General features: G+C 64.9%; 20 protein-coding genes and 1 tRNA gene. 20 read left to right on the top strand and 1 reads right to left on the bottom strand.

Going from position 1 to position 21,668, the window contains the following annotated elements:
• Positions 1-182: 182 nt before the first annotated feature.
• From DU475_RS08495 to DU475_RS08475, 5 genes are all read left to right on the top strand, one after another.
• Entirely contained in the window at positions 183-977 is a 795-nt protein-coding gene (locus DU475_RS08495) for an ABC transporter permease (RefSeq protein ID WP_164631706.1), read from the top strand.
• A gap of 58 nt (positions 978-1,035) precedes the next feature.
• Complete coding sequence (locus tag DU475_RS08490; protein ID WP_164631704.1) at positions 1,036-2,061, top strand: ABC transporter substrate-binding protein; 1,026 nt, start codon at positions 1,036-1,038, stop codon at positions 2,059-2,061.
• Between the two features lie 10 nt (positions 2,062-2,071).
• A complete protein-coding gene (locus DU475_RS08485) occupies positions 2,072-2,788 on the top strand; it encodes a hypothetical protein (protein ID WP_047310015.1) in 717 nt (238 codons plus the stop codon).
• Positions 2,789-2,960: 172 nt separating this feature from the next.
• Complete coding sequence (locus DU475_RS08480) at positions 2,961-3,251, top strand: type II toxin-antitoxin system TacA family antitoxin (RefSeq protein ID WP_164631702.1); 291 nt, start codon at positions 2,961-2,963, stop codon at positions 3,249-3,251.
• A complete protein-coding gene (locus DU475_RS08475) occupies positions 3,248-3,742 on the top strand; it encodes a GNAT family N-acetyltransferase (RefSeq protein WP_164631700.1) in 495 nt (164 codons plus the stop codon). Before DU475_RS08480 ends, DU475_RS08475 begins: the two co-directional genes overlap by 4 nt.
• A 181-nt stretch (positions 3,743-3,923) precedes the next feature.
• Here DU475_RS08475 and bioB read toward each other — a convergent pair whose 3' ends face one another.
• Complete coding sequence (bioB, locus tag DU475_RS08470; RefSeq protein WP_013503150.1) at positions 3,924-4,934, bottom strand: biotin synthase BioB; 1,011 nt, start codon at positions 4,932-4,934, stop codon at positions 3,924-3,926.
• A gap of 249 nt (positions 4,935-5,183) precedes the next feature.
• Between bioB and DU475_RS08465 the strand changes: the two genes are divergently transcribed.
• The 15 genes from DU475_RS08465 to DU475_RS08395 all read left to right on the top strand — a co-directional run bounded on the left by DU475_RS08465 (position 5,184) and on the right by DU475_RS08395 (position 21,555).
• Positions 5,184-5,336, top strand: coding sequence for a hypothetical protein (locus DU475_RS08465; RefSeq protein ID WP_164631698.1), 153 nt, complete (start codon positions 5,184-5,186; stop codon positions 5,334-5,336).
• Between the two features lie 96 nt (positions 5,337-5,432).
• A complete protein-coding gene (locus DU475_RS08460) occupies positions 5,433-7,007 on the top strand; it encodes a 2-isopropylmalate synthase (protein WP_164631696.1) in 1,575 nt (524 codons plus the stop codon).
• Positions 7,008-7,232: 225 nt separating this feature from the next.
• Positions 7,233-8,231, top strand: coding sequence for a TRAP transporter substrate-binding protein (locus DU475_RS08455; RefSeq protein WP_013503148.1), 999 nt, complete (start codon positions 7,233-7,235; stop codon positions 8,229-8,231).
• 62 nt (positions 8,232-8,293) lie between these two features.
• On the top strand, positions 8,294-8,851 hold the full coding sequence (locus tag DU475_RS08450) for a TRAP transporter small permease (RefSeq protein WP_047310017.1): 558 nt from the start codon (positions 8,294-8,296) through the stop codon (positions 8,849-8,851).
• Positions 8,848-10,140 (top strand): TRAP transporter large permease, encoded by a 1,293-nt coding sequence (locus tag DU475_RS08445; protein WP_047310018.1) that lies wholly within the window; start codon positions 8,848-8,850, stop codon positions 10,138-10,140. The genes DU475_RS08450 and DU475_RS08445 overlap by 4 nt, the downstream gene beginning before the upstream one ends.
• 141 nt (positions 10,141-10,281) lie before the next feature.
• Positions 10,282-10,884 carry a Spy/CpxP family protein refolding chaperone gene (locus tag DU475_RS08440; protein WP_047310019.1) on the top strand — a complete coding sequence of 201 codons (603 nt, stop codon included), beginning with the start codon at positions 10,282-10,284 and terminating at the stop codon, positions 10,882-10,884.
• 348 nt (positions 10,885-11,232) lie between these two features.
• Positions 11,233-11,308: transfer RNA gene (locus DU475_RS08435), tRNA-Lys, on the top strand.
• Positions 11,309-11,697: 389 nt separating this feature from the next.
• Positions 11,698-14,055, top strand: a complete 2,358-nt coding sequence (locus DU475_RS08430; protein WP_164631708.1) for an Orn/Lys/Arg family decarboxylase — start codon at positions 11,698-11,700, stop codon at positions 14,053-14,055.
• Between the two features lie 81 nt (positions 14,056-14,136).
• Positions 14,137-14,622: a GNAT family N-acetyltransferase gene (locus DU475_RS08425; RefSeq protein WP_246700278.1), complete on the top strand. Its 486-nt coding sequence runs from the start codon at positions 14,137-14,139 to the stop codon at positions 14,620-14,622.
• A 120-nt stretch (positions 14,623-14,742) separates the two neighbouring features.
• The gene (locus tag DU475_RS08420) at positions 14,743-15,102 is read left to right on the top strand and encodes a hypothetical protein (RefSeq protein WP_164631692.1); all 360 of its coding nucleotides are present in this window, start codon (positions 14,743-14,745) and stop codon (positions 15,100-15,102) included.
• A gap of 54 nt (positions 15,103-15,156) precedes the next feature.
• On the top strand, positions 15,157-16,428 hold the full coding sequence (gene ihpA, locus DU475_RS08415) for a divalent metal ion exporter subunit IhpA (RefSeq protein ID WP_142882419.1): 1,272 nt from the start codon (positions 15,157-15,159) through the stop codon (positions 16,426-16,428).
• A complete protein-coding gene (ihpB, locus tag DU475_RS08410) occupies positions 16,425-17,420 on the top strand; it encodes a divalent metal ion exporter adaptor subunit IhpB (protein WP_164631690.1) in 996 nt (331 codons plus the stop codon). The genes ihpA and ihpB overlap by 4 nt, the downstream gene beginning before the upstream one ends.
• 30 nt (positions 17,421-17,450) lie before the next feature.
• A complete protein-coding gene (locus DU475_RS08405) occupies positions 17,451-20,630 on the top strand; it encodes an efflux RND transporter permease subunit (protein WP_164631688.1) in 3,180 nt (1,059 codons plus the stop codon).
• A gap of 85 nt (positions 20,631-20,715) precedes the next feature.
• Positions 20,716-21,168, top strand: a complete 453-nt coding sequence (locus tag DU475_RS08400) for an NUDIX hydrolase (RefSeq protein WP_164631686.1) — start codon at positions 20,716-20,718, stop codon at positions 21,166-21,168.
• Positions 21,169-21,390: 222 nt separating this feature from the next.
• The gene (locus DU475_RS08395) at positions 21,391-21,555 is read left to right on the top strand and encodes a hypothetical protein (RefSeq protein WP_013503134.1); all 165 of its coding nucleotides are present in this window, start codon (positions 21,391-21,393) and stop codon (positions 21,553-21,555) included.
• The last annotated feature ends 113 nt before the right edge of the window (positions 21,556-21,668 follow it).

Below are 21,668 nucleotides of genomic sequence, written 5' to 3'. Positions count from 1 at the left end.
CCCTCTCCCGCTTGCGGGGGAGGGTTGGGGTGGGGGCGCCGCGCGGACGGCGCCTCGGTTCTGCGAAGCTCCAAGGATAGGCTCCCGCTGTGGACCCCCACCCCCGACCCCTCCCCGCAAGGGGGAGGGGAGAAGAGGGTGCCTCGCTTCGGTGCTACCTGGTCACTTGGAGGGGGTGCCGCATGTCTCGCGTAAAGCTCCTGACGCTGCAATTTCTCGTCGCGGTCGTCGCGCTGACGGTGTGGCAGGTGCTCACCACTGTGCCGATCGCCGGCAGGCTGCTGCTGCCGCCGTTCTTCTTCTCGACGCCGGTGGATGTGGCCAAGCAGGTGATCGCCTGGTTCGCTTCCGGGATGATCTGGAAGCATCTGTGGATCACGCTGCAGGAGTCGCTGCTCGCCTTCGTGATCGGCTCGCTCGCCGGCGTGCTGGTCGGGTTCTGGTTCGCCCGGCAGCCGCGGGTGGCGGCGGTGTTCGATCCCTATGTGAAGATGGTCAACGCACTGCCGCGCGTGGTGCTGGCGCCGATCTTCACGCTGTGGCTGGGGCTCGGGATCTGGTCCAAGGTTGCGCTCGGCGTGACGCTGGTGTTCTTCGTGGTGTTCTTCAACGTCTATCAGGGCGTCAAGGAGACCAGTTCGACGCTGGTCGACAACGCCCGGATGCTCGGGATGAGCGAGCGGCAGATGATGCGGCATGTGTTCTGGCCGTCGGCGCTGTCGTGGATGTTCTCGTCGCTGCATACTGCGATCGGTTTTGCGGTGGTCGGTGCAGTTGTCGGTGAGTATCTCGGCGCGGCCGCCGGGCTCGGCTATCTGATCCAGCAGGCGGAAGGGACCTTCGACGTCGCCGGCGTATTCGCCGGGATGTTCGTACTGTCTGTGTTCGTGATCCTGATCGACCTCGCGGTCAGCCTGGTCGAGCGGCGCCTGCTGGTGTGGCGGCCGCAGCCGAGCGGGGCGCAGCAGGCGGACTAGAGGGAGGCGCGGCTTTGGCTTATTGTCCTGGCCGCTTCGTCTGGGGAGAACCAACGCCATGAAGGCCGGCTTTCGACACCTCGCTGCGGCGCTTGCCGCGCTCCTGCTCACCGCCGGCGCCGCGCAGGCGCAGAGCAAGGTGACGATCGCGATCGGCGGCGGCGCCTGCCTGTGCTATCTGCCGACCGTGCTGGCCAAGCAGCTCGGCGAATACGACAAGGCCGGGCTCGCCGTCGAATTGGTCGACCTCAAGGGCGGCTCGGATGCGCTGAAAGCCGTGCTCGGCGGCAGCGCCGACGTCGTCTCCGGCTATTTCGACCACACCGTCAACCTCGCCGCCAAGAAGCAGGAGATGCAGAGCTTCGTGGTCTACGACCGCTATCCCGGTCTGGTGCTGGCCGTATCTCCGGCCCACACCGCGGAGATCAAGTCGATCAAGGATCTCGCCGGCAAGAAAGTCGGCGTCAGCGCGCCGGGATCGTCGACCGACTTCTTTCTGAAGTATCTTTTGAAGAAACACGGCGTCGATCCGAACAACGTCGCGGTGATCGGCGTCGGGCTCGGCGCCACCGCGGTGGCGGCAATGCAGCAGGGCCAGATCGACGCCGCGGTGATGCTCGATCCGGCCGTCACGATTTTGCAGGCGGCGCATGCCGACCTGCGCATCCTCAGCGATACCCGCACCGAACATGACACCCGCGAGGTGTTCGGCGGCGACTATCCGGGCGGCGCGCTGTATTCGACCGTGGCCTGGATCAAGGCGCATCCCAAGGAGGCGCAGAGCCTCACCAATGCGATCCTCGCCACACTGCAATGGATCCACAGTCACTCCGCCGAGGAGATCGCCGACAGGATGCCGCCGAACATCGTCGGCAAGGACAAGGCGCAATACGTTGCCGCGCTGAAGAACACGATCCCGATGTATTCGACCACCGGCCTGATGGATCCGAAGGGCGCGGACGCCGTGCTGACGGTGTTCAGCACCGGCTCGCCCGACGTGGCGAAGGCCAATATCGACGTCACCAAGACCTACACCAACGCCTTCGTCGAACAGGCGGCGAAGGGTGCGGGTGGTTCGAAGTGAAGGTGCGTGCGTGAGTGATCCGGGGCCCGTCACGATCCACCGGGTGAACAATCTCGATCTGTGGGTCAGTAGCTTTGCCTGGCCGTTCGCGGACAAGCGCCGCGCCGAGATCGACGCGCATTTTGCGCAGCGCCAGGTCGCGCAGCCGAAATTGTGGAACGGCCGTGTGCTACTCGGCCGCCGGCCGCGGTTCGACCGGGACTGCTTCAGTGCCGAGTATTTCGAGGTCGACTACGCCAGCTTCCTGTCCTGGCGGGACTGGGACTTTCCCGACCCGTCGGTGTTCAACGGCTTCGGCATGGGGGTGATCCGGGCCGCTGACGGCGCGATCGTGCTGGGCGAGATGGGCGCGCACACCGCCAATGCCGGCAAGGTGTATTTCGCCGGCGGCACGCCCGATCTGTCCGACGTTCGCAACCACCGCCTCGACATCGCCGCCAGCGTGACGCGCGAGGTCAAGGAGGAAACCGGACTGGTGCGGTCCGATTATCGCGCGGCGGATCACTGGCACTGCGTCGAGGCCGGCGCGCTGGTGGCGATGCTGCGGATCCTCGACGTGTACTTGCCGGGCGAGGCGCTGAAAGAACGGATCGAGGCGCATCTGGCGCGGGACGAAGAGCCGGAGTTCAGCCGCGTGCACCTGGTGCGATCGAAGGACGATTTCCTACCCACCATGCCGCGCTTCGTCACCACCTACCTGACGATGCTGCTGCGCGGGGAGGATTAGTCGTCACGATCGACCGGTCATATCCTGACGTTGCTGGACGCATCGCCGAGGTCGCCAACGACGACAACGCGCCGCGATCCAGGGCGGGTCCTCAACTCGGGATATATCGCGTCGCACGAAATGTCTTGACAATGTCTGGCGCACAGGCAGGGTGCGTTCAGGAGACCGCATCATGGCCCCACGCATCAACCGCACTGAAAAGCTCGACCTCCGGCTGACGGCGGAGGCCAAGCACACCCTGACGGCGGCCGCGCAAGCGCAGCGCCGCTCCCTGAGTGAGTTTGTGCTCGAGAGCGCCCTTCGCCGCGCCGAGGAAACTCTTGCCGACCGTCGCGTTTTCCAGCTTCCCCCGGAGCAGTGGGAAGCCTTCGTCGCCGCGCTGGATGCCCCACCGCGCGATCTGCCGCGGCTGCGTACACTGTTGGAAGAGCCGGGGGTGTTTGCGCACGGCAAGCAGGCGTGACAGTCTTTCGCATCGAAAAATTGCACCGCCGTCACGCCGTCGAGACATTTGATTGCGGCGAGGACGGACTGAATCGTTTTCTGGTTCGCTTCGCACTTCCGAACCAGATGGCGAACGCCTCGCAGACTTATGTCGGCCTTGCGGATGACGATATCATCGCAGGCTTTTACACGCTCGTTGTCGGAGAGGTGCGCTATGAGGGCGCGCCGGAGCGGCTAACCAAGGGGCTGGCCCGGCATCCTGTTCCGGTCATGCTTCTGGCCCGGCTCGGAGTAAGCCGGCAGTGGCAGGGCAGGAGAATAGGCGCGGGGCTGTTGCGCGACGCCGTTCTGCGCACGCTGCAAGTCGCCGACATTGCCGGCGTCCGCGCGCTCGCGGTTCACGCCAAGAACGACGCCGCACGATCGTTCTATGAGCGGTTCGACTTCCAGCCGTCTCCGACCGATCCGCTGCATCTGTTCGCGCTTATCAAGGACTTGAAAAGCCTCTGAACAACAAAGACGTCGCCACGCTCCGTGCCGCCGGTGCTACCCGCTGCTCATCCAACCATCAGCGAGAAATTTTCGTCGACGATCAGTTGCGCCACTGCCTCGAACCCGCCGGGTGCGAAGCGCCGTCTCGAACCATGAGGCCGTGCACGCCGCTCAGCACCATGTCGTGTTCGCCAGCCTCTCAGCCGTGGGCGTGAACGCCGAGGTCGTCGCGCGGGGTGATGCCGAGGCGGTTGAACAGCATGCGGTCCTTGCTGTCTCCCGGGTTCGGCGTCGTCAGCAGGGTGTCGCCGATGAAGATCGAGTTGGCGCCGGCGAGGAAGCACAGCGCCTGCATCTCGTCGCTCATCGCGGTGCGACCGGCGGCAAGGCGGACGTCGGACTTCGGCATCATGATCCGCGCCAGCGCGATGGTGCGAACGAACTCGAACGGGTCGACCGGCGTCGCGGTCTTGGCGATCGGGGTGCCTTCGATCGGGATCAGCATGTTGATCGGAACGCTCTCCGGATGCTGCGGCAGGTTGGCCAGCGTGCGCAGCATCTCGACGCGATCGGTCGGCTTCTCGCCGAGGCCGAGGATGCCGCCGCAGCACACCTTGATGCCGGCGTCCTGCACCTTCTCCAGCGTGTCGAGGCGGTCGCCGAAGCTGCGGGTCTTCACCACCGAGGCGTAAAACTCTTCCGAGGTGTCGATGTTGTGGTTGTAGTAGTCGAGCCCGGCGTCGGCGAGCTGCTTGGCCTGATCGTCGGTCAGCATGCCGAGTGTCATGCAGGCTTCCATGCCGAGCGCCTTGACGCCCTTTACCATCTCGATCACCGGAGCCATGTCGCGCTCCTTCGGTGAGCGCCATGCCGCGCCCATGCAATAGCGCGTCGCGCCGGCGTCGCGGGCAGCCTTGGCGGCTTCGATCACCTTGGCCGGCTCCATCAGCTTGGAGGCGGGCAGGGCGGTGTCGTGATGGGCGGACTGGCTGCAATAGCCGCAATCCTCGGCGCAGCCACCGGTCTTGACGTTGAGGAGCTGATTGCACTGCACCTGGTTCGGATCGAAGGTCTGGCGGTGGATGGTCTGCGCCCGGAACATCAGATCGGCGAATGGCGCGTGATAGATCGCCGCGGCTTCCTCACGGGTCCAGTCGTGGCGGATGGTGGGGCTGGCGGCGGCGAGCGTGGAAAGGTCGATCGAGTTCAACGTCGGTGCTCCGGTCGGGGTCGTGCGGCTGGTGCACAGCCATAAGCGGTTTCGGCGGGTGAAGAAACCCACGGCGGCGCATCGCCAACCCGACCATGGTTTAGGTCAGTGTTTCTGACGCTTTATCGCGGGTTTTGACCATGATTTGGCGTTGCGAAACGGTGGCGAGGTCGTTTACAAGATTAATCGTTCGGTCCGTCGGACACTTGCGTCAACCTTCTCTCAACAGAAGTCGACGACGATCGGGCCATGAAGGTGTCGGGAATGACGATGGGTCGCGCCAGTATCGGGATGGAAGGAACGGCGGTTTCCGCCGCGTCCGCGATTCCGACCGCGCCGATCTCGACCCTCGCGCTCGAAACCCTCGCGCTTGGCGGGCTGCTGCTTCTTAGCCGCCCCTGAGCGCCGTCTGGGCAGTTTTGCCTGGGCACTCAGGGGATCGCACGACAGTCAGCCCCTCATGCGCCCGCGCGGCGCCCCGACCAAAGGACATTCTTCATGACCACCACCACCCAGTCCGAACAGGACCGCGTCATCATATTCGACACCACCTTGCGCGACGGCGAGCAGTGCCCCGGCGCCACCATGACGTTCGAGGAAAAGCTGAACGTCGCCCGGATGCTCGACGACATGGGCGTCGACGTGATCGAGGCCGGCTACCCGTTTGCCTCCGATGGTGACTTCGAAGCGGTGCACGAGATCGCCAAGCGCTCGAAGAACTCGGTGATCTGCGGGTTGTCGCGCGCGGCCCACAAGGACATCGACCGCTGCGCCGAGGCGATCAAGCCGGCCGAGCGTGGCCGTATCCACACCTTCCTGTCCACCTCGCCGGTGCACATGAAGTACAAGCTGCAAATGGAAGCCGCCCAGGTCTACGAGATGGTGATCTCGTCGGTGACCCGCGCCCGCAATCACACCGACGACGTCGAGTGGTCCGCCGAGGACGCCACCCGCACCGAGTTCGATTTCCTGTGCCGCTGCATCGAGGCGGCGATCAAGGCCGGCGCCACCACCATCAACCTGCCGGACACCGTCGGCTACGCCGTCCCCGAGGAGTATCGCGAGCTGTTCCGCAAGGTGCGCGAGACCGTGCCGAACTCCGACAAGGCACGGTTCTCGGTGCACTGCCACAACGATTTGGGCCTGGCGGTCGCCAATTCGCTGGCCGGCGTCGAGGGCGGTGCGCGCCAGATCGAATGCACCATCAACGGCATCGGCGAACGCGCCGGCAACGCCGCCCTGGAAGAAGTGGTGATGGCGATGCGGGTGCGGCAGGACAAGTTGCCGTACTGGAACCGGATCGAGACCACGGTGCTGACCCACGCCTCCAAGACGGTGTCGGCGGCGACCTCGTTCCCGGTGCAGTACAACAAGGCGATCGTCGGCCGGAATGCGTTCGCGCACGAGAGCGGCATCCACCAGGACGGCATGATCAAGAACGCCCAGACCTACGAGATCATGACCCCCGAGACGGTGGGGGTGAAGGGTACTTCGCTGGTGATGGGCAAGCACTCCGGCCGCGCCGGCCTGATCCACAAGTTGGAAGAGCTCGGCTACAAATTGTCGCGGAACCAGATCGAGGACGTGTTCGTGCGGTTCAAGGCTTTGGCCGACCGCAAGAAGGACGTCTACGACGAGGACATCGAGGCCTTGGTCGACGAAGAGATGACGCTCGGCCAGGACCAGATCAAGCTGAAGTCGCTGACCGTCATCGCCGGCACCCACGGCCCGCAGCGCGCCACCATGAAGCTCGACGTCGACGGTGCGATCCGGATCGAGGAAGCCGAAGGCAACGGCCCGGTGGACGCGGTGTTCAACTGCATCAAGGCGTTGGTACCGCACGACGCCAAGCTGGAACTGTATCAGGTCCATGCCGTCACCGAGGGCACCGACGCGCAGGCGGAAGTCTCGGTGCGGCTGAGCCACGAGGGCCGCTCGATGACCGCACGCGCCGCCGATCCGGATACCCTGGTGGCGTCGGCGAAGGCGTATCTGGGGGCGCTCAATAAGATCGTCGCGAAGCGTCAGCGCAGCTCGCGCGAGGAGACGCCGGCGGTGGCCGTGGCCGGCTGATTGTGTGAAATGGTCGCACAACCGGACGCGCGACCCACAACTTTTCGAATGTGACAAACAGGGCGGTGCCGTTGTGCACCGCCCTTTCTTTCGCGTTGCAGCAGTTGTTGACGGCACCCCTGCGAAGGGGCAATAGCCTTTCGTAGTGCTTCTCTGTATTGGTGCGGCTGGTAATCGAATGGGCGGGAACGCGGGTGCGTTCCTCACAAGGAATCGGGAGAAAACATGCGAAAATCCATTCTAGCACTCGCGTCGATCGCCGTGTTCGGGCTGGTGGGACCGGCCGCAGCGCAGTCGCCGATCGTCATCAAATTCAGCCATGTAGTAGCTCCCAACACTCCGAAGGGCTTGGCCGCGGAGAAGTTCAAGGAGCTGGCCGAGAAGTACACCGACGGCAAGGTCAAGGTCGAAGTCTACCCGAACTCGCAGTTGTTCGGCGACGCCAAGGAGATGGAAGCGGTCGCGCTCGGCGACGTGCAGTTCATCGCGCCGTCGCTGTCGAAGTTCGACAAGTTCACCAAGAAGATCCAGTTGTTCGATCTGCCGTTCCTGTTCGACGACATCGCAGCGGTTGATCGCTTCCAGGCGGGGCCGGCCGGCCAGGAGCTGTTGAAGTCGATGGAGGCCAAGAACTTCCTCGGCCTCGCTTACTGGCACAACGGCATGAAGCAGATCTCGGCGAACAAGCCGCTGCTGGTGCCGGAAGACGCCAAGGGCCTCAAGTTCCGCATTCAGGCGTCCGACATTCTCGCCGCGCAGTTCCAGCAGCTCGGCGCCGTGCCGCAGAAGCTCGCGTTCTCGGAAGTGTATCAGGCGCTGCAGGTCGGCACCGTCGACGGCCAGGAGAACACCTGGTCGAACATCTACTCGCAGAAGTTCCACGAAGTGCAGAAGGACATCAGCGAGTCCAACCACGGCGTGATCGACTACATGGTCGTCGTCAATGCCAAGTGGTGGAACGGCCTGTCCAAGGAGATGCAGGGCCAGTTGAAGAAGGCGATGGACGAGGCCACCAAGGTCAACAACGACGTCGCCAACAAGCTCAACGAGGAAGCCAAGCAGAAGATCGAGGCCTCCGGCGTGAGCAAGGTGCATCAGTTGACTCCCGAGCAGCGCAAGCAGTGGGTCAACGCGATGAAGCCGGTCTGGGCCAAGTTCGAAGGCGCCATCGGCAAGGATCTGATCGACGCGGCGGTCGCATCCAACCAAACGAAAACCAACTAGTCGAACGGTCGGCCGCGGTGATCCGCGGCCGACCTCGTCTCGGCTGACATAGGGGGCGCGCGGTGACGCTGCGGAAGATCTTCCACCGCGTCGAGGAGGGGCTTATCGCCTTCATCCTCGGCGCGATGACTTTGTTGACCTTCGTGCAGGTCGTGCTGCGCTACGGTTTCAATTCCGGTTTCATCTGGGCGATGGAGGCGAGCTTCTACATGTTCGCCTGGCTGGTGATGATCGGCATCGCCTATTGCGTGCGGGTTCGCGCCCATATCGGCGTCGACGCCCTGGTCAACCAGTTGCCTCCCACGCCGCGCCGGTTGGTCGGACTGCTGGTGGTGGCGTTGGCCCTGCTTTACGCCGGGCTGATGATCTACGGCTCCTACGAATACGTGTACCGGCTGTTCATCATCGACGTCGAGGCCGAGGACATTCCGGTCGCGCGCTGGATCCTGTCGCTGTGCCTGCCGATAGGATTCATCTTGCTGGCGGTCCGGCTGATCGAAATGGGCTGGCGCATCGTCACCGGCCGCTCCGGCGGCTACGAACTCGCCGACGAGGCGCGCGAAGCGGTTCACCACGTGCAACATCATCCCGAACTCGACGCCACGACGGTGCAGCGATGAACACCATCTTTCTGTTCGCCTCGCTGTTCAGCTTTCTCCTCATCGGCATGCCGATCGCGATCTCGCTCGGCCTGTCCTCGATTCTCACGATCCTGCTGTTCCAGAACGACAGTCTGGCGTCGCTGTCGCTGAAATTCTTCCAGACCACCGAACAGTTCACCCTGCTGGCGATCCCGTTCTTCATCCTTGCCGGCAACTTCCTCACCACCGGCGGCGTCGCCAAGCGAATGATCAATTTCGCGATCGCGGCGGTCGGGCATCTGCCCGGCGGTCTGGCGATCGCCTCGGTGCTCGCCTGTATGCTGTTCGCGGCGGTGTCCGGCTCGTCGCCGGCAACCGTGGTGGCGATCGGCTCGATCGTGATCGCCGGCATGGTGCGGGTGGGCTACTCTCAGGCTTTCGCCACCGGCGTGATCGTCAATGCCGGCACGCTCGGCATCCTGATTCCGCCTTCGATCGTGATGGTGGTGTTCGCCGCGGCGACCGAGTCGTCGGTCGGCCGGCTGTTCGTCGCGGGCGTGATTCCCGGCCTGCTGCTCGGTCTCGCCCTGATGGTGGCGATCTATGTCGCCGCGCGGATCAAGAAGCTGCCGCGACAGCCGAAGGTGCCGTGGCGCGAGCGGCTGACGCTGTTCCGCGAGGCGCTTTGGGGCCTGATGCTGATCTTCATCGTGATGGGCGGCATCTACGGCGGCGTGTTCACGCCGACCGAAGCTGCCGCGGTGGCGGCGGTCTATGCCTTCATCGCCGCCGTCTTCATCTACCGCGATCTCAGGATCGTCGACGTGCCGCAGGTGCTGCTCGACTCCGGGCGGGTGTCGGTGATGCTGATGTTCATCATCTGCAACGCCTTCCTGTTCGGCCACGTGCTGACCACGGCGCAGATTCCGCAGGACATCGCCCGGCTGATTATTGATGCGCAGCTTCAGCCCTGGCACTTCCTGCTGATCGTCAACATCATCCTGCTGGTCGCCGGCAACTTCATGGACCCGACGGCGATCGTGCTGATCACCGCCCCGATCCTGTTCCCCACGGCGATGCAGCTCGGGATCGACCCGATCCATCTCGGCATCGTTTATGTCGTGAACATGGAGATCGGGCTGGTGACGCCGCCTGTGGGACTCAACCTGTTCGTGGCGTCCGGTATCACCGGAATGCCTCTGATGCAGGTGGTGCGGGCCGCGCTGCCGTGGCTGATGGTGCTGCTCAGCTTCCTGATCCTGATCACTTACGTCCCGATCATCTCGACGTTCCTGCCGGATTTGTTGTTCGGTCCAGCGCTGAAATGATCTAGTCGATCGCCGATCGCGCGATGGTCTCGAAAGCGGCCGGGTTACCGAAAGGTAATCCGGCCGTTTCTGTCCAAACCTTAAGTTGCACCCCGGCCTGCGCCGAACGATCCTTGCGGCACCTTTTCGAAGGAGGTTGCCATGAAGAAGGTTCTGCTCGCCGGCGTCGCCGCGCTGGTGTTCGCCGGCTCGACTGCCGCCTACGCCGATCACCGTGGCTGGTTCGGGCACGGCCGGCACGCATTCAGCGCTCAGGATCGCAGCGCGTTCGCCGATGCCAAGATCGCTGCGGTGAAGGCCGGGCTTCAGCTCACGCCGGATCAGGAGAGGCTGTGGCCGCCGGTCGAGGCCGCGGTGAAGGACATGGTCAAGCTGCGGATCGACCGCGCCGAGGCGCGGATGAAGGCGCGCAACGACGACCGCGATCCGCGCGACGTCGATCCGGTGGCGCGGCTGCGCGACCGCGCCGAGCAGATGGCCGCCACCGCCGCCGCGATGAAGAAAGTCGCCGACGCCGCCGACCCGCTGTACAAGTCGCTCGACGACGGCCAGAAGCGCCGGCTGCGGGTGCTCACCCGCATGGAGGGCGGCGGCTTCGGTTGGCACCACCATGGTCACGGCTTCATGCATCGCGACCGGGACGGCGACGACGATCGCGGCCCGCGCTGGGAGCGCGGCGGCCGCGGTCCGATGATGGATCGCCGCGGCCCGATGGACGATGGCGACGGCCCCAGCCGGCTCTAGGACGGACTGCAGGATTGACATCCGGCGCGCCGCTGCGCGCGCCGGATGCTCTCTTCGCAGGTCGGTGACGGCATTGTCCCTGCGACCGGCCATGCGCCTGCGGCGCAGCGCCAGCCGAGCGCCGGAAACGCTCGCCGTGGCCTGTCTTGACATCGGCGAGGCGGGGAGGCGCCGCAGCGCGCACCCGGGCCGCCTTCGGGCGCTCAAAACCCGCTGAAACCGCAGCTATTTTCGTCCGCCGAATATTCTCGTCACAGAACCGAAAAAAGTCGTCCGCATTGCTGGACATCCCGGGTGGGCTTTGCTAAACGACGCCGTCCCCGCAAGGGACCCAGCCGAAACGGCTGCGGGCGCATAGCTCAGTTGGTAGAGCAGCTGACTCTTAATCAGCGGGTCCTAGGTTCGAGCCCTAGTGCGCCCACCAAGCCCACCCTTAAGACGAGACATAGCAATCAAAGGGTCGGTTTAGGTGGTGTCCGCCGCAATCTTCAGTGCGAGCCGGTTTCTCAATCTCTTTCGATGCTCAGCGAATACGGCTTGACGCGTGTCGCGGATATGCTCGCCCCCGTGGGGCTCGTGCGATTTACTTGGTCGTCGTGGTGGCCATGGGACCGGCTGATTAGTCCGCAGGCCCATCGTCCGCATTGCGAGGCCTTGAACTCGCACCAGAAGTCCAATGGGTCGATCCAATCTGAAGCTTTCGCCGTTGGCTGTTGCGGCCGGCCTCGCGCCATCCTGCGCGTCTAAGGTTCACGTCACCACACTGTCACACAACCCGGCGAGAGAGTGTCGGCGATTCACGTGGGCACCCTCATGGACTATTTCAGGCGTTTCACCTTCCTGTTCTCGGCCCCCACCTTCGAGGCGGATGATCTCGAGGGCATCCGGTTCAACCAGATCGTCGCCGAGATCGAGCGGTCCGGCTTCGAGATCGTCAAGGCGCGCAAGCTCGAAGATGCCGAGATCGCGGTGCAGACTGACGCTGCCATCGGCTGCATGGTGGTCGACTGGGGCAAGAAGGGACTCGAGGGCAAGACCGCCGCGCTGATCAACCTGATGCGCCGACGCGGTCTCGATTTTCCGATCGTGCTGCTGATCCGCCGCAAGCGGTTCGAGGAAGTGCCGGTCGAGGTGCTGGATTTCATCGACGGCTACGTCTTCCTGTCCGAGGAGACACCGACCTTCATCGCCCGCAACCTGATCAGCCGGCTGAAGCAATATGCCGACACGCTGAAGACGCCGTTCTTCGGCGCGCTGGTCGACTATGCGGAGGAGGGCAACCAGCTCTGGACCTGTCCCGGCCATAACGGCGGCATGTTCTACAGCCGCAGCCCGATCGGCCGGGTGTTCATCGAGCATCTCGGCGAGGCGGTGTTTCGCGACGACCTCGACAATTCGGTACTCGACCTCGGCGATCTGCTGACACACGAGGGGCCGGCGCTGCGCGCGCAGAAGGAAGCCGCGCAGATCTTCGGCGCCGAGAAGACGTACTTCGTGCTCAACGGCACCTCGACCTCCAACAAGGTCGCGCTCGGTGCGCTCGTCACCGACGGCGACCTCGTCCTGTTCGATCGCAACAACCACAAGGCGGCGCATCACGGCGCGCTGATGATGGCCGGCGGGATTCCGGTCTACATACCCACCGTGCGCAATGCATGGGGCCTGATCGGACCGATGGCATGGGGCGCGCTGGACGAAGACGCGCTACGCGAACGCATCCGCAGCCATCCGCTGGTCAAGGACCCGGAAGCGTGGCGCAGGCCGCGTCCGTTCCGGGTCGCGGTGGTCGAGCAGTGCACCTATGACGGCACCATCCACAGCGCCGAGATGATCCTGCGCCGCATCGGACATCTGTGCGACTACATCCTGTTCGACGAAGCCTGGGCCGGCTTCATGAAGTTTCATCCGCTGTATGCGGGCCGTTTCGCGATGGGGCTCGCTAATCTCGGCGAGGACGCGCCCGGCATCATCGCGACACAGTCGACCCACAAGCAGCTCGCCAGTTTTTCGCAGGCGTCGCAGATCCACATCAAGGATCGCCACATCCGCGGCCAGAAGCGGCGGGTCGAGCATCGGCGCTTCAACGAGAGCTTCATGCAGCACGCCTCGACGTCGCCGTTCTATCCGCTGTTCGCTTCCCTCGATGTCGGCGCGCAGATGATGAAGGGCCGCTCCGGCGAGGTGCTGTGGGACGATACGATCCGGCTCGGCATCGAGCTGCGCAAGAAGATCCGCGCGGTGCGGCGCGAGTTCGAAGAGAAGGAGGCGAGGCCGGAGCGGCGCTGGTTCTTCGATCCGTTCGTGCCCGATCGGGTGACGATCGCCGACACTGCGCGCGAAGGCGCGGTGCACGACGTCGCATGGGAGGCGGTCAGCACCGATCAGCTCGCGACCCATCCGGCGTTCTGGCAGATCGCACCGGACGCGAGCTGGCACGGCTTCGCGAACATGACGCCAGGCTTCGTCATGACCGATCCGAACAAGCTGACGCTGCTGACGCCCGGCTTTGATCGCGCCACCGGCCGCTATGCCGGGCACGGCATTCCGGCGCCGGTGGTGGCGCAATATCTGCGCGAGAACCGCATCGTTCCGGAGAAGAACGATCTCAACTCGCTGCTGTTTCTGCTGACGCCCGGCGTCGAGGCGAGCAAGGCCGGCACGCTGATCAGCGGCTTGGTCGCTTTCAAGAAGCTGCACGACGACAATGCCCCGCTCGAAGAGGTGATCCCGGAGTTCTGCCGGCGCCGGCCGGCGCGCTATGCGGGCGTGCGGCTGCGCGATCTGTGCGGCCAGATGCATAGATTCTTCCGCGACGCCGATGTCAGCGGCCTGCAAGCCAAGCAGTTTCTGGCCGAACACCTGCCCGAGATCGCGATGTCGCCGCACGACGCGGCGCGCTGCCTGGTGCGCAACGACGTCGACTATCTGCCGATCAGCCGGATTGCGGGCCGGATCGCCACCACGCCGTTCGTGGTGTATCCGCCGGGGATCGCGACCATCGTGCCCGGCGAGCGGCTGAGCGAGCGGGCCAAGCCGATGCTCGATTACTTGCAGATGTTCGAGCGCAGCTTCAACGAATTCCCCGGCTTCGACGTCGAGATTCAGGGCGTCTATCGCGAGTTCGACGAAGCCGGCCGGGTGTGTCTCCACACTTACGTCGTGGCCGAATAGGCTCGTCCCGTTTTCGGAGTTGCCGTGGACAGCGCCTTGCCGATCCTGATCCGTTCGTCGCACGACGGCGATGTCGAGGCGATGCTCGACATCTATCGCTACTACATCCGTCGCGGGCTTGATGAAGGGATCGACGACAACGGCATGCCGCAGCCGGACGATCTGAAGGAACGGCGCAAGAACCTGCGCAACCGCCGCTTTCCGCATCTGGTGGCACTCCGTGGCGAGGCGGTGGCCGGCTATGCCTACGTCGTGCTGTTCCGCAAACGGCCGGCCTATCGCTACACCGTCAAGCATTCGATCTATGTGCACCCGGATCACCTTGGCTGCGGCATCGGCCGATTGTTGATGCACGAGCTGATCGATGCCTGCGCCGCCGCGGGATTCCGCCAGATGATCGGCTATATCGACGCCGACAACACCGCCTCGCTCGGCCTTCACCATAGTTTCGGCTTCGCCACCGTCGGGCGGCTGCCCGGCGTCGCCTATCGCTACGGCCGCTGGGCCGATACGGTGATGGTGCAGCGATCGCTCGGCGCGGGGGCGACCACGCCTCCGGTGGTTTGATCGCCAGCGGCGGGTTCCACGGCTGCGACAGATCGATCCGACGCCATGTGTTACGTTATTGCGGATCGACAGCGATGCAAAACGCGTGTTATCCGCTGGTCTCGACCCGTGAGAGCCATCGTGACGCCATCCGCCAGCATCTTTCAGCATCGCCTGCTGCGCATCTCGCGCAGAGTCGTCGCTGCGTTCGTGCTGGCGGTGTATCTGTTCGCGGGCGCCGTGCACGGGGTGCACGACCTCGATGTAACCTCCGGTTCCGCCACGGCGATCGTGACTCTGGCGTCCTCCGGCGGCGATCATTCCGACCAGGCGATCGTGGGCGAGCACCATTGCCACGGCTGCTTCTCGGTGTCGCTGCCGAGCCCAAGCGTTGTGGCGACCACATCCGAGCTCACCAGCGCGCCGCTGCGGCATCAGGATGCCGAACGCCGCAGCATCCTGCGCGTCATCGATCCCCCGCCACCAAAAGCCCTGATCTGAATATGACCGCCGGGCGCAGCGCGCCCTGAATCCGTCGTTCGTCAGGTCTTCATCATGCTGTTTCCGATCGCCACGCGGTTCGCGTGCGCGACTGTCTTGATCGCCGGTTGTGTGCTGGCGGGACAGGCGTGCGCGCAAACGCTGACCATGGGCAATGCGCTGCAACGCGCGCTCAACGCCAGCCCGCGGCTCACCGCCGCCGAACGCGACGTCGGCATCGCGCGCGGCCAGCGCATCCAGTCGGGCGCGCTGATCAATCCCGAAATCTCCTACGAGCAGGACAATTCGTTCGGCTCCGGCGCGTATCGCGGCACCCGTTCGGCGGAATCGACGCTGCAGATCAGCCAGATGTTCGAGCTGTGGGGCAAGCGCGACGCCCGCATCGCTGCCGGTCAGGCCGGGCTCGATGCAGCCTCTATCGGCCGTCAGGCGGTGCGGCTCGAAGTGCTGTCCGAAACCGCGATCGCCTTCGTCACCGTGCTCGGTCTGCAGCGGCGAGTTCAGATTCTCGACGAGCAGATCGCCGCGATCGACGCCATCACGCCGCTGCTGCAGCGCCGCGTCGAAGCGGGGGCATCGTCGGTTGCCGAGACCGGCCGAGCCGAGGTTGCTTCCGCGCTGGTGAAGGCGGACCGCGAGCGGACCAAATCGGCTCTGCACACCGCGCGCCGCGAACTGGCGATCCTGATGGGCGACACCGCGCCGAAATTCGCCGCGGTATCCGGACGGCTGGAGGCGATCGGCAAGCCGCCGGCGTTCAGCTCGGTGGTCGCGGCGATCGACGCCAATCCGCAACTGGTGCGCTGGAAGGCGGTGTACGCGCAGCGCAATGCCGAGCTGTTGCTGGCGCGGCTGAAGCCGTATCCCGACGTCACCGTGTCGGCCGGACTGCGCCGCTACAATGAGACCGGTGACAGTGCCGTCCGCCTGTCGGTATCGGTGCCGATCCCGCTGTTCGATCAGAACCAGGGCAACATCCTGTCGGCGCAGCAGAACCTGGCGAAGATCGCGGCCGAGCGTCAGGCCAATCGTAACACCCTGATCGTGGTCGCCGGCCGCGCCTACGACTCGCTGCAAGGCGCGCTGCGTGAACTGGCGATCCTGCGCGACACCGCGATCCCGAAAGCCAGAGATGCCGCCGCCGCGATTTCCGAAGGCTACGGCCAGGGGCGCTACTCGCTGCTCGAACTACTCGATGCACAGTCCAGCGTCGCGCAGGCCAGGCTGCGCGAGCAGGAGGCGCAACAGAATTTCCATGTCGCCGTCGCCACCATCGAGGGGCTGGTCGGCAATCCGTTCGCACTGGCGCGGGGAGGCGCGCGATGATGAAGCCGTTGATGATGATCTGCGGCGCCGCCGCGATGTTCGCGCTCGGCGCCGCCGTGTCCGCCTACGCGCCGATCGGATTCGGCCATCCGCCGCACCAGGAGTCGAAAGTCACCAAGGGGCACGCCCACGGCGAAGGCGAGAAGGGCCACGATCACGATGGCCACGGCGAGGACGGCGTGGTGGAGATGAACGACGCCAAGGTGGCGGCGTCGGGCATCGAGATCCGCACCGCCAAGGCCGAGACGCTGCACGACTCGCTGGTCCTGAACGGTATCCTGCAGCCCAATCAGGAGACGCTGGTTCAGGTCACGCCGCGGTTTCCCGGCGTGGTCCGCGAAATCAAGAAGCGGATCGGCGACACGGTCGACAAGGGCGAACTGCTCGCCCGGATCGAAAGCAATCAGAGCCTGAGCGTCTACGAGATGCGCGCGCCGATCTCCGGCACGGTGATCGATCGCCAGATCTCACTCGGCGAATACGCCTCCGAGCAGAAGCCGGCGTTCATCGTCGCCGACGTTTCAACCGTGTGGGTCGACCTGTCGGTGTATCGGAGCGATCTGCCGCGGGTGAGGATCGGCGACCAGATCCTGATCGATGTCGCCGACGACGGCGCGCCGATCGAAGCGCGGCTGTCCTACATCTCGCCGGTCGGCAGCAGCGACACCCAGAGCGCGCTGGCCCGCGCTGTCGTGCCCAACGACGGCTTGCGTCTGCGCACGGGTCTGTTCGTCTCGGCGCGGCTGATCCTCTCGGCAAAGCCTGTGCCGGTTGCGGTGCGCGCCTCGGCGATCCAGACGATCGAGAACCGCAGCGTGGTGTTCATCCGCATCGGCGACACATTCGAGAGTCGCCACGTCGAGCTCGGCGCCCGGGATGGCGATCACGTCGAGATTGTCGCCGGCCTGGACGACGGCGACCGCTACGCGGCCGGTAACAGCTTCGTCGTCAAGGCGGAACTCGGCAAGGGATCGGCATCGCATGAGCACTGAATTGGTACTGCCGGTGGCCGGGGGGCGCGCATGATCGACCGGATTCTCGCATTCTCCGTCCGGCAGCGCTGGCTGGTGATGATCGGCGCGCTGATGATGGCGGCGTTCGGCGCATGGAATTTCACCCGGCTGCCGATCGACGCGGTGCCGGACATCACCAACGTCCAGGTTCAGATCAACACCAATGCGCCCGGCTATTCGCCGCTCGAGGTCGAGCAGCGGATCACGTTTCCGATCGAGACCGCGATGGGCGGGCTGCCCCGCCTCGTCAACACGCGGTCGCTGTCGCGCTACGGGCTCAGCCAGGTCACCGTGGTGTTCAAGGAGGGCACCGACATCTACTTCGCCCGGCAACTCGTCAACGAGCGCATTCAGCGCGCCAAGGACGTGCTGCCGGCCGGAATCGACACCGCGATGGGGCCGGTCTCGACCGGCCTCGGCGAAATCTACATGTACACGGTCGAGGCGAAGCAGGGCGCGACGCGCGCGGATGGCAAGCCGTTCACGCCGAGCGATCTGCGCACCGCGCAGGACTGGATCGTCAAGCCGCAACTGCGCAACGTTCCGGGTGTCAGCGAAGTCAACAGCATCGGCGGCTTCGCCAAGCAGTTCCACGTGCTGCCCGATCCCGCACGGCTGATGGCCTACCGACTCAGCTTCCGCGACGTGATGACGTCGCTCGCCGCCAACAACGCCAATGTCGGCGCTGGCTATATCGAGAAGAACGGCGAGCAGTATCTGGTGCGCACCCCGGGGCAGGTCAGCGACATCGAGGAGATCCGGCAGATCGTGATCGGTTCGCGCGGCGGCGTGCCGGTCCGGATCATGGATGTCGCCGAGGTGGCGGAGGGGACCGATCTGCGCACCGGCGCCGCGACCCTGAACGGTCAGGAGGTCGTGCTCGGCACCGCGATGCTGCTGATCGGCGAGAACGGCCGCACCGTGGCGCAACGTGTCGCCGCGAGGCTGGAGCAAATCGAGAAGTCGCTGCCGGAAGGCATGTCGCTGCGCGCGGTGTACGACCGTACCCACCTGATCGACGCCACCATCGCCACGGTGGAGAAGAACCTGGTCGAAGGCGCGCTGCTGGTGATTGCGATCCTGTTCCTGATCCTCGGCAATTTCAAAGCGGCGATCGCCACCGCGCTGGTGATCCCGCTGTCGATGCTGTTCACCGTCACCGGGATGTTCCAAAACAAGGTCAGCGCCAATCTGATGAGCCTCGGCGCGATCGACTTCGGAATCATCATCGACGGCGCGGTGATCATCGTCGAAAATTGCCTGCGGCTGCTGGCTCACGAGCAGCAGCGGCGGGGCAGGCTGCTGAGCCGCCAGGAACGGTTCGACACCATCATCGCCGGCTCGCGCGAAGTGATCAAACCGAGCCTGTTCGGCACGCTGATCATCGCGGTGGTGTACCTGCCGGTGCTGACGCTGACCGGCGTCGAAGGCAAGATGTTCACCCCGATGGCGCTCACCGTGCTGATGGCGCTGCTCGGCGCCAGCCTGCTGTCGATGACGTTCGTGCCCGCCGCGGTGGCGCTCCTGGTCACTGGGAAAGTGTCCGAGAAAGAAAACTGGTTCATGCGCCTGGCGCACCGCGCCTATCTGCCGCTGCTCGATCTGGCGATCCGGATGCGCGGCTTCGTTGTGGTTGTCGCGGTGGCGCTGGTGGTGGTGAGCGGCACCGCCGCGACGCGGATGGGCGGCGAGTTCATCCCGAGTCTCGACGAAGGCGACGTCGCGATCCAGGCGATGCGCATCCCCGGCACCAGCCTGACGCAGTCGCTCGACATGCAGATCGCGCTGGAGAAGCGCGTCCTGGCGATCCCGGAGGTGAGCAAGGTGTTCGCCCGCACCGGCACCGCCGAGGTCGCGACCGATCCGATGCCGCCATCGATCTCCGACGGCTACGTGATGCTGAAGCCGCGCGCGCAATGGCCCGATCCGAACAAGCCGAAGGCCGATGTAGTCCAGCAGATCGAACTGGCGGCCGAGCAGGTGGCTGGCAGCCTCTACGAATTGTCGCAGCCGATTCAATTGCGCTTCAACGAGCTGATTTCCGGCGTCCGCAGCGACGTGGGTGTCAAGATCTTCGGCGACGATCTCGATGTGCTGATGCAGCTCGCCGGTCAGGTGCAGTCGGTGTTGCAGAGCGTCAAAGGCGCCGCCGACGTCAAGACCGAGCAGGTCGCTGGGCTGCCGGTGCTCACCGTCAAGCTCGACCGCAGGGCGCTGGCGCGCTTCGGCATCAATGTCGCCGACGTCCAGAATCTGGTGGAGATCGCGGTCGGCGGCAAATCGGCCGGGCTGGTGTTCGAAGGCGACCGCCGCTTCGATCTCGTGGTCCGGCTGCCGGATCGGATCCGCACCGATATCGCAGCGATCAAGGCGCTGCCGATCCCACTGCCGCCGATCGAGGGGCAGGCCAAGCCGACACCGGCGACGTTCGGCGTCTCATCGCTGGCGCAGATGCGCTACGCGCCACTGTCCGAGCTCGCCGAGATCGTGGTGGCGCCGGGGCCGAACCAGATCAGCCGGGAAAACGGCAAGCGCCGCATCGTGGTCTCGGCCAATGTGCGCGGCCGAGACCTCGGCTCGTTCGTCGGCGAGGCGCAGCAACTGATCGCCGACAGGGTCAAGCTGCCGGCTGGCTACTGGATCGGCTGGGGCGGGCAGTTCGAGCAGCTCGTCTCGGCGACGCAGCGCCTGACCATCGTGGTCCCGATCGCGCTGCTGTTGATTTTCCTGCTGTTGTTCATCAGCCTGGGTTCGGCGGCCGACGCTCTGCTGGTGTTCAGCGGCGTGCCGTTGGCGCTGACCGGCGGCGTCTTCGCGCTGCTGCTGCGCGACATTCCGCTGTCGATCAGCGCTGGCATCGGATTCATCGCGCTGTCCGGCGTGGCGGTGCTCAACGGCCTCGTGATCATCACCTTCATCGAGCGGTTGCGGACCGAAGGGCGACGGATCGTCGAGGCGGTGCGCGAGGGAGCGCTGACGCGGTTGCGGCCGGTGCTGATGACCGCGCTGGTGGCCTCGCTCGGCTTCGTGCCGATGGCGCTGGCCACCGGTGCCGGTGCCGAAGTGCAGCGGCCGCTGGCTACGGTGGTGATCGGCGGCATCGTGTCCTCGACCTTGCTGACGCTGCTGGTGTTGCCGGCGCTCTACATCCTGTTCCGCCGCGAAACGACCGATCGATCTCGTTCCTAGTGGACTTCCGACCCCGATCGGTCGCGCCGGGACAGGAACTGCGGCCGTGCCGCTGCGTTCTTTGCGCTTTCGAGGATGGATCAGCATGAAGGTCAAGCAGTACGGCGCAATCCCGTTCCGCATCACGTCGCGCGGCACGGAGGTGCTGTTGGTGACCACACGCACCAAGGGTCACTGGTCGGTGCCGAAAGGCTGGCCGATCAAAGACCATCCGCCGCACAAGACCGCCGAGATCGAAGCGATGGAAGAAGCCGGCCTGCACGGCGAGGCCGCGCTGGTCCCGGTCGGCCGCTTCACCAACAAGCGCTTGAAGCATGGCCAGCCGATCCGCTGCAAGGTCGACCTGTTTCCATTTCGGGTGATCGCCGAATTCGACAACTGGCCTGAACGGTTGCAGCGGCAGCGCCAATGGGTGGATGCGACCACCGCGACGACGATGGTTCGCAAGCGCGGACTAAAGCGGGCGATCCGCAGCCTGATCGAGGCGCAGGGTCGCGATTGCGCCGGCTTTTCGCACGACGAGATTGAAGTCTCGTAACGAGCGATCTGCACAGTGCGTCTTTGGTACGCTCCCCCGATTTAGGAACGTGCTCGCGAGCGCCAGATTGTCGTGAGACGATCGCCGCGCAATCGGCAGACTGGAGCGTCGAACCTCGCCGGATGCAGCCTTGCGAGGGGCCTGATGCTGTTTGTTTCGGTGTCCGTATAGGCGCCCGTACAATACCACATCTGGTGAAGTGACGAGAGGAGGGTGACCTCGATGCCGCCCGATATCATTGCGGCGCTGCCGTGGACCTTGCTGGCGCTGATGCTGCTCCATTTGGTGTGGAGCTGGAGAAGCGCGGTGTTCGTCGGATTCGTCGCCTCCCTCATCATGGTGGCGCAGCTCGTGCCGGTGCAGAGCTTGGCGCAGTTCGGCGATTGAAATCGGTTCGATGACATTGAAGTAGCGCGACGATGGTGAAGCGCGAATCCGCGCTTCCGCGTGCCGGCCGTTGCAGCGGATGTCGTCGTGGACAGGAACAGGTTCGTCCGAGC

The organism is Rhodopseudomonas sp. WA056 (assembly GCF_010906995.1).
In the GTDB taxonomy this organism is placed as follows: Bacteria; Pseudomonadota; Alphaproteobacteria; order Rhizobiales; family Xanthobacteraceae; genus Rhodopseudomonas; species Rhodopseudomonas palustris_G.
The sequence above is the reverse complement of the archived record's forward strand: the minus strand, read 5'-3'. Positions and strand labels throughout refer to the sequence as shown.